This window comes from Kitasatospora sp. NPDC015121, from assembly GCF_055562955.1.
In genome coordinates this window covers 118,717-130,121 of the sequence record NZ_JBVHEH010000025.1, presented here as the reverse complement: position 1 = coordinate 130,121, position 11,405 = coordinate 118,717, and the positions used below count along the sequence as shown (strand labels likewise).

Annotated in this window: 13 protein-coding genes; 5 read left to right on the top strand and 8 right to left on the bottom strand. The window is 60.9% G+C overall.

From position 1 onward, the window contains the following. Window positions 1–312, top strand: a 312-nt coding sequence (locus ACZ3J7_RS31245) for an HNH endonuclease signature motif containing protein (protein WP_353799001.1), incomplete at its 5' end; no start/stop codon positions are given. Between the two features lie 75 nt (window positions 313–387). Here ACZ3J7_RS31245 and ACZ3J7_RS31240 read toward each other — a convergent pair. From ACZ3J7_RS31240 to ACZ3J7_RS31225, 4 genes are all read right to left on the bottom strand, one after another. Next, window positions 388–1,086: a type 1 glutamine amidotransferase domain-containing protein gene (locus ACZ3J7_RS31240; protein WP_095971771.1), complete on the bottom strand. Its 699-nt coding sequence runs from the start codon at window positions 1,084–1,086 to the stop codon at window positions 388–390. Window positions 1,087–1,225: 139 nt separating this feature from the next. Next, a complete protein-coding gene (locus tag ACZ3J7_RS31235) occupies window positions 1,226–2,620 on the bottom strand; it encodes a lipase family protein (RefSeq protein ID WP_465626761.1) in 1,395 nt (464 codons plus the stop codon). A gap of 184 nt (window positions 2,621–2,804) precedes the next feature. Further along, window positions 2,805–3,455 carry a TetR/AcrR family transcriptional regulator gene (locus ACZ3J7_RS31230; RefSeq protein ID WP_020909613.1) on the bottom strand — a complete coding sequence of 217 codons (651 nt, stop codon included), beginning with the start codon at window positions 3,453–3,455 and terminating at the stop codon, window positions 2,805–2,807. 100 nt (window positions 3,456–3,555) lie between these two features. Continuing rightward, window positions 3,556–3,726 (bottom strand): hypothetical protein, encoded by a 171-nt coding sequence (locus tag ACZ3J7_RS31225; RefSeq protein WP_166809936.1) that lies wholly within the window; start codon window positions 3,724–3,726, stop codon window positions 3,556–3,558. Between the two features lie 154 nt (window positions 3,727–3,880). Between ACZ3J7_RS31225 and ACZ3J7_RS31220 the strand changes: the two genes are divergently transcribed. After that, on the top strand, window positions 3,881–4,294 hold the full coding sequence (locus ACZ3J7_RS31220) for a hypothetical protein (RefSeq protein ID WP_166809937.1): 414 nt from the start codon (window positions 3,881–3,883) through the stop codon (window positions 4,292–4,294). Between the two features lie 4 nt (window positions 4,295–4,298). Here ACZ3J7_RS31220 and ACZ3J7_RS31215 read toward each other — a convergent pair whose 3' ends face one another. From ACZ3J7_RS31215 to ACZ3J7_RS31205, 3 genes are all read right to left on the bottom strand, one after another. After that, entirely contained in the window at window positions 4,299–5,576 is a 1,278-nt protein-coding gene (locus ACZ3J7_RS31215) for an RNA polymerase sigma factor (protein WP_298772895.1), read from the bottom strand. Window positions 5,577–5,579: 3 nt separating this feature from the next. Continuing rightward, complete coding sequence (locus ACZ3J7_RS31210; RefSeq protein WP_298772893.1) at window positions 5,580–6,008, bottom strand: YciI family protein; 429 nt, start codon at window positions 6,006–6,008, stop codon at window positions 5,580–5,582. A gap of 161 nt (window positions 6,009–6,169) precedes the next feature. Further along, window positions 6,170–6,754: a hypothetical protein gene (locus ACZ3J7_RS31205; RefSeq protein WP_366054235.1), complete on the bottom strand. Its 585-nt coding sequence runs from the start codon at window positions 6,752–6,754 to the stop codon at window positions 6,170–6,172. Window positions 6,755–6,855: 101 nt separating this feature from the next. On the opposite strand from ACZ3J7_RS31205, the gene ACZ3J7_RS31200 reads away from it, so the two are divergent. Continuing rightward, window positions 6,856–7,827, top strand: a complete 972-nt coding sequence (locus ACZ3J7_RS31200; RefSeq protein WP_298772889.1) for an alpha/beta hydrolase — start codon at window positions 6,856–6,858, stop codon at window positions 7,825–7,827. Window positions 7,828–7,836: 9 nt separating this feature from the next. Continuing rightward, window positions 7,837–8,916, top strand: coding sequence for a helix-turn-helix domain-containing protein (locus ACZ3J7_RS31195; protein WP_298772887.1), 1,080 nt, complete (start codon window positions 7,837–7,839; stop codon window positions 8,914–8,916). Window positions 8,917–8,938: 22 nt separating this feature from the next. Here ACZ3J7_RS31195 and ACZ3J7_RS31190 read toward each other — a convergent pair whose 3' ends face one another. Continuing rightward, window positions 8,939–9,838, bottom strand: coding sequence for a LysR family transcriptional regulator (locus tag ACZ3J7_RS31190; protein WP_298772885.1), 900 nt, complete (start codon window positions 9,836–9,838; stop codon window positions 8,939–8,941). Between the two features lie 142 nt (window positions 9,839–9,980). Between ACZ3J7_RS31190 and ACZ3J7_RS31185 the strand changes: the two genes are divergently transcribed. Beyond that, a complete protein-coding gene (locus tag ACZ3J7_RS31185; RefSeq protein ID WP_296554129.1) occupies window positions 9,981–11,393 on the top strand; it encodes an FAD-binding oxidoreductase in 1,413 nt (470 codons plus the stop codon). Window positions 11,394–11,405 lie beyond the last annotated feature (12 nt).

Genomic DNA, 11,405 nt, shown 5'->3' with positions numbered 1-11,405 from the left:
CGGTTGCTCACCGCCGAACAACGCGTCGCGCTGATCGCGAGAGATAAAGGCTGTGCGTTCCCCGGATGCACGTGTGTGCCCGCCTGGACCGATGCGCACCATATCCGGCACTGGGCCAACGGCGGTCCGACCGTGATGAACAACTTGGTCCTGCTGTGCCGTTCACATCATCGGTTGATGCACCGCAAATCCGGGTTCGTCGGCAAATGGGAGATCCAGATCGGGGTCGACAACAAGCCGTGGTTCATTCCGCCGCCGTCGATCGACCCGCAGCGGCACCCGCGGCCGGCAAACACCACCTTCAAAACCTGAGAAGAACTCGGGCACAACCGAACATAGCCGAGCACCGCATCGAAGAAAACCTCGATGCGGTGCCAAAAGACATGCTCAGCCCAAGTCGGCGACAATCCGCTCGGCGAGTGGCCTTGACGAAGCCGGATTCTGGCCGGTGTAGAGCTTGCGGTCCACCACGACATAAGGCGACCACGCCTCAGCCTTCGAGAATTTGCCGCCCAATTCGCGTAGCCGAGTTTCAAGCAGCCACGGAGCCTTGTCCGCCAGACCAGCCTGCGTCTCCTCTTCGTTGGTGAACGCGGTCAGCTGATAGCCGTCGAACAGCCAGCTTCCATCGGATCTCTGGGCCGGCAGGAGTGCCGCCGGCGCGTGACAGACCGCCGAGACCACCTTGTCCGCGTCCAAGAAGTTCACGAGAAGCTCACCGAAGGATGCCGACACCGCAAGATCCTCCATCGGGCCGTGTCCACCCGGTACAAAGACCACGTCGTAATCGGCGGCATCGGCATTCTCCAGAATCTCCGGCGAATCGAGCACCGGCTGCAGATCGGCGATGTACTTGCGCAAACGGTCGGCACCTTCTTGCCCGCCGTTCACCTCGGGCGCCAGGCTTCCCTCGTCCACAACGGGAGCTTTACCGCCAGGCGTCGCGATCACGATGTCGTAGCCGGCGTCGACGAAAACGCGATGCGCCTCGACCAGCTCTTCCGCCCAGTACCCGGTCGGGTGGGGTGTTCCGTCCTTCAGCGTCCAGTGATCTGCAGAAGTGACCGCAAACAACAGCTTTGTCATCGCGCAACCTTTCGTCGGTAACAGGAACCCAGTGGTGACAAGACACCATCGTCAAGGCCCGATCAATGAAACAACGTCCAGTCAGTGCAACACGCAGTCCTTGTGAGAATTCCTCACCACCGCAGAATCACGTCACCCACTAGGTCCCGATCGGCTTGCCGAACAGGCCTGCGACGAGTTCACCAACCGCATCCACCCAGACTGGCCAGGTCCTCTGATCAAGCGCCATAGATCCAGCGTCGAAGGTGCTGCATCCCTGTTGGGCAGGGACACCAGCGAACCGATCACGAAGCCACAGTAGAGCACTCGGCAATGCGACGACTTCCATGCTGACGTGCTCACTGAAGTGGTCTCTGGTGTAAACGACACTCGCAGAAGGATCTTGGCAATAGGTGTCGACAAGCTTGTTCACCGGGCCCACAGGCACCAACCAGTCGGGATTCGACTGATAGATGTACATCGGCACATCAGGAACCGACTTGCCCATGGCAGCTCGGGAGAGCGCGGCTCTCACCGTGGGGTGTTGGACGGGATCTCCCGGGACATCGAGGAAACCTTTGATGTTGAGGAAGGGCACTGCAGCCGACGTCCAGAGCATGCACAGGTTGTCCTTGGCAGCGAAAAGCGCTCGGCCGGCGGGGTTTATGTGCTGATCGATGAAGCCGGCAAGTTCCGAATCCTCTCGGCTCACTCCGATGACACCGGCAGCGACGATCCCGGCCCCTAGAGCGTTGTTGGCATTGTCGAGCAAAGCGCCGAGATCCGCGGCAACACCACCTTCGGCGACTCCGACGATGTTCAGTTCCGGCGCGTACGCCTGCCGTATTTCAGCTGCGTGACCGGTAGGAATCGATCCACCCGAGTATCCGAGCAGCCCTACGCGAGTTGACCGCCCTTGCAACTCCATGGGTTCGAAGTTCTCAGCGGCACGAATACCGTCGAGCGTGATCCGGGCCGCTACGGGGCCGGAGGCGAAGGAAGAATTGGGTCCCTGATGATCGGGGACCGACAATGCCCAGCCCTGCGCCAGCGCTGCCTGCACTTCGAGGAACTGAGTCCCACCGGTCGCAGCGCCCGTCACCAGCCACGGCAACGCGCCTTGCTGCATGACATACGAAGGTGCGCAGTAGCTTCCGAGTGAATCCTCTGCCATCTGAAAGGACAGCAGCGGACGCGGCCCTCCATCGTGCGTGTCGCCGCGTGGCTTGATCACTGTGGTTACAGCTGGAATCGCTTCACCTGCAGCATTATTGGATCGATACGAGATCTGCCACGCATCCACGTTGGCCGGAATCAGATTGAGAGTACCGAGATTAACCGCACGGGCGGCAATGATCTCACCCGGCTCCCTGGCTTCGACGACCCCGACAGGCGGTTCGTAGAAGGCCTGGTCCAGTTCAGGCAATGGCGGTGCAACCGCAGGCGGCAGGGCAGGCTGGACCTGAACTTGGGTGGGAACACCTTCGTCCGGCGCCGCTGAGGCAGGTGCCGAAAGTCCGATCTGCCCGATTACTGCAATCACGGCAATAGCCAAGCCCCCGCGTTGTCGGTCAGTTGTCCAGCGTCGTCCCATACCAATTCCTCCCCGGAAAAGCACAGATTGCCTTGTGTTGCCGCAGTTCTCGTCACGAGCACACAAGTTAGATGCGAGTGTCTAACATAGTGAGGACGAGAGTAGAGCGTTGTGGGCTGGATTACAATCCCCTGGTGTTCGTGACCTATTCGCCGGCACGAAGGGGTGCGTCGTCAATCAACGCATTCAAGAGCACCGTCATCAGATCGACCAGTACCGACACAGGAGGACGAGGCTCCGTAGTGCTCCACTGATGCACCAGCGCGGTAAGCGCGCCGATGAAGGCGGTGGACGCCCATCGGTAACCACCCGGCGGTTCGTAATCGTCGCCCACAATCCCTTTGATGATCGATTCGAAAAACGTTGCCCAGACCGAACGTTGGTCCACGCGATGCTTTTCCACGCGAGGACTGACACCTACGACGTCGATGAAGGCAACGTGTGCGCGTCGTGGGTCACTTCCGACCGACTCGACGAAGGCGGCCATGGCCGTTGCCGCCTTGTCACGGAGATTGACCGAAGGCTCCGCATCGAGTGCGTCGACCATTGCAATTCTGGCGTCGAGTTGAATCTGGTCATACAGCGCGAGGAGTAGATCCTCGCGACTGCCGAACTCGTCGTAGAACTGCCTTCTGGCCAGACTCGCGGACGCACAAATGTCTGCCACCGAGCTTCCGGCATACCCCTTGTCTGCGAACACGCTGAGAGCAGCATTCAAGAAGAGGGAACGGCGTTCGGCCTTGCGAGCCGCGACCGACCTTCCGCCATAGTTTCTGTCCGTTTCAGCGATTGCCACGCCTGCCAGAGTATGCGGCATCGTGCCCCACACAAAACGCATCTGACCTGCTGCGTAGTTCCTTCACCACCACCACTGACGCACTGACACGGCAGCTCGATCAAGCCAATACGAATGCCACGGCAAAAAGAGTCCAGGCGGCCGCGAGAACCGTCGACGCAGCGGTAACGACCCCAGTCACCGCAGGTCGAGTACTGCGGTTGCGTGCCGCGATGATCCCGATCGTCATCAAGGTCAGCGCCATCAGGAATGACAAAACCACGATCTTCATCAGCAACCCCTTCGACGTCGGTCAACAGAACCGGAGACTATTTAGATAGTACACAAATAGATCGTGCATTAATCAAACTACGAATCCGTCAGGGAGTTCTTGACAAATTTCGAGAGGGCCTGTCAGGCTAGTCCTGACGAAAGGAGAACTTCTCATGGAAGACCTGATCGAACGCGCCCTGACTGCGAAGGTCGAGACCGCCGCGATCGCTACGGTCAACGCCGCTATCACCGAGGCCGGCACTCAGGCAGACAAGATTGTCGGAACGGACCCTTTACCTGGCAGCCCTGAGTGGGAGGCGGAACAGGACACCGATATCCCGGCGCAGCGTCAGATGGCGTGGCAGTTGGCCTGTTTCCGGATTCAGCTCGCAGCGGGTATCGATTCGACGGCAAGCGTCATGAGCCTGCGTAGATTCGGCGCAACGTGGACAACCATAGGCCGGGCGGCCGGAATGACTCGTCAGTCCGCGCATGAACGGTGGGGTCGACGCGTCGCGGACATGCTCGATCCTTATGGAGTAGGAATGCCGCCCATGGTTCCTGACGACGATCCGTCGCAGGCGTGACCACTCATCGCAGATCCGGGAGTAGTGCATCCGCCTTCGCGACCAGAACTGCACGCTCACGCTCGTTCCCGGCCAGCCGAGCGGCTTCGAGGAGTTCGGTCCTAGCCTCCTCGGATCGGCCGAGCTGACTGAGCAACTCGCCTCGAACGCTCGGAAGCAGGTGGTAACCGGCTAACTCACCTGAAGCGACAAGCTTGTCGACGAATTCGAGCGCCGGGGCCGGACCGTAGGCCATCGATACCGCCGCCGCATGATTGAGGTCGACCACAGGTGAGGGTGCCAGTTGCGCCAAAGCCTCGTAGAGGATGACGATCTTCTTCCAATCGGTGTCCTCGAAAGTTGCTGCTCGCGCGTGGCATTCGGCGATTGCGGCCTGCAAGCCGTACGGGCCGCGTCCACGCCCGACGGCGTCAGCCCGTTCCAGCGCCGCAAGTCCCCGTGAGATCTGTAGGCGGTCCCACCGAGTCCGGTCTTGGTCGGCCAGCAGAATGGGCTCACCCGTCGAGGTAGTCCTGGCACCGAATCGTGAAGCCGTCAGCTCCATCAACGCGACGAGGCCGTGCACCTCGGATTCCCCCGGCACCAGCTCGGCCAGTATCCGCGCGAGCCGCAGCGCTTCTGCACTCAGATCCGCACGCATCCACTCGTCCCCTGAACTGGCTGCATAGCCTTCGTTGAACACCAGGTACAGCACTCCGAGTACGGCGCCCAACCGTTTCGAAAACTCTTCTCGCCCTGGAACTTCGAATACCGCTTTCGAAGCAGTCAATGTCTTCTTCGCGCGCACGATTCGCTGCTGCACCGTCGCTGTCGGCGTCAGGAACGCTTTGGCGATCTCGTCCGTGGTCAACCCGCCCACCACCCGAAGAGTCAAAGCTACCTGCGCTTTTCGATTCAACACGGGGTGGCAGGCGATGAACATCAGCCGAAGGACGTCGTCGTCGATGCGATCTGGATCCCAACTGACGTCGTCGAAGTGCGAAGCGTCGTTCTCGAGTTCGCGCGCAAAGTGGGCGTAGCGCTCGTCCAACCTCTCACGTCGTCGCCACCCGTCAATTGCCCGTCGTGTCGCAACAGATGTCAGCCAGGCAGCGGGATTTCGCGGAACCCCGGTGGCAGGCCACTGCTCGACGGCTTCGAGCAGAGCCTGCGCGGCCAGGTCCTCGGCAAGATCGAGATCTCCGACGGTGCGAGTCAACGTGGCGACGATCTTCGCGGATTCGATTCGCCAAACCGCGTCGACAGCCTTTCTCGTTTCCTCTCGCACCGCCTCGTCGGTCATGGTTCAGCCTGCGACCGGGCGATCGGTACCGAGTTCTTCGCGCCAGCCGGCCTCTTTCTGGATGTACTCGTTGTCCTGATCGAAGTCCGACATCTCACTCACCCGACGCACCTCGAGCTTGCTTCCCGGCCCGAGGGGGCATCGCTTCGCCCATTCCAAGGCTTCGCCTTTGGTCGACGTCTGAATGATCCAGAATCCCGAGAACAACTCCTTCGTCTCCCCGTACGGGCCGTCGGAAACCAGCGGAGGATCGGATTCGAAATCGACGATGAATCCCTCCTCCATGGCCAGTCCCTCACCGGCCAGCAAGACACCTGCCTTGATCAGGGACTCGTTGTACTGCCCCATCGCAGCGATGATCTCGTCGAAGTCCATGTCCTTGGATGCTTCGATGGCCTCGTCGGTGGAACGCATGATCAGCATGTACTTCATGGGAATCTCCTTCGTTTGTGGGCCGTTCCGTTCGGCCCCTCTGCCTACACGTCGAACGGCACACTCACCGATCGACAAACTTCCGAAAATAATTTTCCGAGGACATAACCGCCGGTCGAGATACGCTGCCCACGGTATCGGCAGACGAGCCGTCGGGCCGGTCAGAAGTCGAGAAATCCCGGCACAACTTCACGTACGAGCCCAGTCGCGTCGGTGCTCCCGTAGAAATACACCGACCCGTAACCGAATAGGTACTCCTCTACGAACTCGGGGTGGGACTCGTCAACTACCGGCCACCCCTCCTCATTGATCTGGAACAGGAAACTGTGTCCGTCCGCCTCGACGGCAGTGGCGTAGGACGGTTCGTTCTGGATGAGCACCGGTTGCGGAGCTATCCGCACCAACGGCACCACGTCGTCCTCCGAGGGAATCCTGATCAACGCCGCACTGCCCAGGCCCCCGTGGGTGCCCGACGGTTCCGCACTTCGCGATGACGGTGGGTGCAACACAGCCCGGACCCCGATGTTCGGGTATTCGAGGTCGTCGTCGCCGATGGTGAAACCTCGACGGATGAAAACCGAAAGCTCTCGCTCACCGAGCCACCGCGCCGTGTGTGCCCCGAGCGTCAAGAGATACTGATGTGTCTGCAAAATCGGCTGAGCAGCGAAAACCTGCGGCGGGCGTCCACCGATCCTGGCCCCAACTTCCGAATCGCTCGAACCCACCCCGAGATGTACTCTGTCCACCGGCGCCATCCTAGGGAGATCCGACGGGTGTCGGACAGAGGCTCCCCGATTTCCTACAAACCACCGGTGCCGCAAGCCCATGCAAGCTCGATGATGGGTGCATGACAACATTTCCCACTATCGACCCCGAGCTCGCCGCAGCAATCTCCATGTTGCCGAATATCGACATCACGGACCTCCCCAGCGCTCGGACCATGTTCGACGGGCTGATCCGCACCATGTTGGCCGACCGGTCATTCGACGGAGTCGCGCTTCGCGAACTGTCCGTGCCTGGTCGAGGCAGCGATCCGGAGGTCCCGATTCGCTTCTTCACTCCGGATAACGCCGCCGGCCCTGTGCCTGTCCTTCTCTGGATCCACGGCGGCGGATTTGTCGTCGGCACAGCGGAATCCAGTGACCCTTTCTGCATCCAGGTGGCACGCGAACTCGGATTCGCAGTTGCCAGCGTGGAGTACCGCCTCGCTCCTGAGACGCCTTTCCCCGGCCCCCTCGACGACTGCTACGCCGCCCTCCTCTACATCCACTCCCACGCCGAGGAACTAGGTGTAGATCCCGACCGCATAGCAGTCGGAGGTCAGAGCGCGGGTGGCGGACTTGCCGCAGGCACGGCACTGAAAGCCCGCGACGAGGGCGTTGTACCCGTGGCATTCCAATTCCTCGAAGTCCCAGCTCTCGACGACCGCCTGGAAACGGTCTCGATGACGAACTTCGTCGACACACCAGGGTGGACCCGCCCCAAGGCCATCCTGTCGTGGAACTACTACCTCGGCGAGTCGTATTCAGGCCCCGAAGATCCTGACGTTTCTATTTACGCTGCACCGTCCCGGGCCACCGACCTCACAGGTCTGCCGCCGACCTACCTCGCCGCCATGGAACTCGACCCGCTCCGCGACGAAGGAATCGAATACGCCCTTCGGCTGCTGCAAGCGGGAGTCAGCGTGGAATTGCACTCGTTCCCCGGAACCTTCCACGGGTCGGGATTTATCGCGACCGCAGCGGTCAGTGAAAGGGGTGCCGCCGAAGCCCTCACTGCGCTCCGGAAAGGGTTGCATTCGCTGTCACCGGTCTCGTAGCGTTGCAAGATGCAAGGACTGATGTACCGGCTTGCCGAGCTCGACGCAGACTCGGCAGGCCTGGTACGTGTGATCGACTACTTCGACTCCCTCGTACGTCACGGCGCCGACACGGCGTCCCTGCTGCGCGCAAGCGCACAGTTGGCGGATTGTGTTGCGGGTATCGAGATCGTGGAACACGGTCGCAGCAAGAAGAACTTGCGCCGTTGTGACCCGCGCGGCCGATGGTCACCCGAACCTCAGCTCCCACCGAGTATGGCCAGAGACATCGCTGTAGACGATGAAGTTCTCGGGACGGTATGGATCGAGCGAGCCGGGACGAGCTTGCCGCTCGACGAAATGCTGGTGGACCGGATGGCCTTGACCGCCGCGATAATCCTGCAACCACGACGGTTACCTACCGTGGCCGAGCACAGTCGAAATTTGTTGTTCCCGATGGATGAGCTCGCGGTGCTCACCTCGTGTGCCGGTCTCGGTATCGAACCCCATACACCAGTCCGTGTAGTGGCAACCAAGGCAGTCTCAGACACAGCTGACAGCAGTGCACGCCTTGTTATTTCGCAAGATTGCACACCTGGCAAAGCCGCTGGGATAGAAGCTGATGGCGAGTATCTGAATCTCGTGGCGGGTTCGTTCGCACCGACACCCGAGCTGTCCGAGGCAGCGCTCTCATCCTCCGTCCGCGCCGGAATATCCTTGGCCGCAGCCGCTTCCGAGGTGCATACCATTGTCGCCACTGCACGATTCGCTCGTACACAGGCGTCAGCGACAACACCGATCGTGAACGCCGACGATCTCGGCGCCCTCAACCTCCTGGCCCCGGGAGCGCGGATTGATCACTCCAGGATTCCGGATCTAGTTCTCGCCAAGGAGATCGGCAGTACCAGACAGGGATTCGAACTGCTGGAAACCTTGAGGACATATCTGCGATCCGGAACATTGAGGGCCGCAGCCGATGCCATGCATCTTCATCACAGCAGCGTCGCGCACCGATTGTCGAAGCTGTCCCAGCACGTCGGATTCCACGTCGACACCCTCGAGAACCGAGCACGCGCAACGGCCATGATGCTGGTCCTCGATGGCGGATAACGCCCACCCCGCATCTCATGCGCTACGCAGTCGTTGACGATCTTTCGCGTTCAGCGAGCGCCACAAACGGCGCAAGCGCCGGATTCGGATTATCCGGGCGGTAGGTCACTGCAACGTCGAGAGTTGTTTGCTCACCGGCGATCTCACATAGATGTATACCTGGGATCCGGAGCATCCGTGCCCTACCCTGGGGGATCGGCGCAATACCCACCCCATCCGCGACGGCGTGGAGCACCTGCTCGTCGTCAGCTTCGAAGCGAACGATATCCGGAGTGCTGTTCGGCCAAAGTTGTTCGAGCGTATGGGAATACATTCCCGGTGCATTCTCCTCCGGCCAGAACACAACGGGGACGTCCACCAGATCTCCGAGTTCGAGTGTCGCTCGGCCCCCGAATGGATGGTCTACAGGAACCGCAACCAGTATCGGTTCCGAATCGAGGACGATCAGGGGAAGTTCGCGATCGCCGTCATCGAGTGGCGGGCGCACAACCGCGATGTCTACCGCTCCGCTTCGGACGAGATCAACTGTCTGCGCTGAGGTGCCACGATGGACGACGACCTCCACGCCCGGGTACAGCTTCCGATAGGTGCTGACCAGATCCGCGACTGCGCCGCCTGCCCACGAGCGGGTGTACGCGATGCGCAGTTCCCCATCCACACCGCGCGCGGCCAACCGAATTCGTTCGACCGCCCGGTCCGCACACCCGAGCAAAAAGCGCGCCTCTCGTACCGCTACCCGGCCGGCGTCGGTGAAGGTGAACTGTGGACCACGACGATCCACCAACGGCACCCCGAGTTCGCGCTCGAGCACCTTGATCTGCTGACTGAGCGCCGACTGCGCTACGTGGACGTTCGCTGCGGCGCGAGTGAAGCTGCCGTGATCCGACAGAGCGATCAGATAACGGGCGCGCTGCAGGTTCATACGGCGATTATAAGAAGAACAGATGGTCGTGTCACTACTTGGTCTTGGACACGGCATTACCTGAGGTCGGAGGATCGAGTTCACGGAAGTTCCACCGCTTGTCTTCCGAAGAATTGTCACCCGATCGATCACAAGGTTGCACATGAACCCCCGAACACTGACGGAACCACGCGAACCTGCAACAGATGCGAGGCTTCTCGACGCCCTCGCGGAGATCGTCGGCCAAGCGCACGTCCTCACCGATCCCGAACTGATCGAGGGCTACACACGCGACTGGACCGGACGTTGGATCGGCGACGCGATCGCGGTCATTCGACCGGGCAACACTTCCGAAGTGTCTGCGGTGCTTCGAGCCTGTTTCGACGCGGGGGTTCCCGTCACACCTCAAGGCGGAAACACCGGACTGGTCGGCGGCGGAATCGCCTCGGCTGGGTCCGTGGTGCTGAGCACCAGACGGCTCGAGACGATCGAATCCGTCGATCCCATCGGCCGGACAATCGCAGCCGGCGCCGGCGTGACCGTTGCCCGCGCCGACCTTGCTGCCTCTGCACACGGACTTCGATTCGGAATCGACTTGGCATCAAAGGAATCGGCGACACTCGGCGGCATCGTCGCGACCAATGCCGGTGGAACACGCATGGTCCGATACGGAAATACACGGGCGCAGATCCTCGGCATCGAGGCAGTACTCGCCGACGGTTCCGTCCTGAGCAGGTGGACGCCACTCGTCAAAGACAACGTCGGCTACGACATTCCAGGGCTACTCGCCGGCAGCGAGGGAACTCTTGCCGTCATCACCAAGGTCTTGATGAAGCTGGTCACCCCCGCGACCGACACCCAGGTTGTGCTCGCCGGTGTGCGCGACGTCGATCAAGCGCTTCATTTGTGTAATCGCGTGCGTCAGAGCGGATTGACCGTCGAAGCCGCCGAGATCATGACTGACGACGGCATCTCCCTCGTTTGTGCACACACCGATGCACGTCGCCCGTTCGGCACCCCTTCACCGATGTACACACTGATCGAGGTTTCGTCGCCGCGCGAGACGGAAGAGTCACTCCTGGAGGTTCTCTCCGACTCTGCCGATCTCATCGAGGACGCGACTGTAGAGCCTGGTCCGGCGCGGAAGCTGTGGACCCTGCGGGAAAGCCACACCGAAAGCATCAGCGCTTCGTCGACGACGCCGGTGGTCAAACTCGACATCTCCGTCCCCCTGTCCGTGATGGGAATGTTCATCGAAAGCCTCCGAGAGACGTTGGCCGATCGTTTCCCCCTCGTTCGACCAATCCTGTTCGGGCACTTCGCCGACGGAAACATTCATGTGAACCTTCTGGATGCCGAGCCGAGGGTCGCCCACGAACTGACCGATACGGTGTTCCGACTCGTCGCCGCCCACCATGGAAGCATCAGCGCCGAGCACGGGATTGGTCGCGCGAAGTCTCCGTGGATATCGCTGGGGCGCACTGAGGCCGACATCGCCGTAATGCAGTTGATCAAATCGTCCTGGGATCCACGTGGAATCCTCAATCCTGGAATACTGTTGCCCGAAGAGGTGTAAGCAAAGGGGACT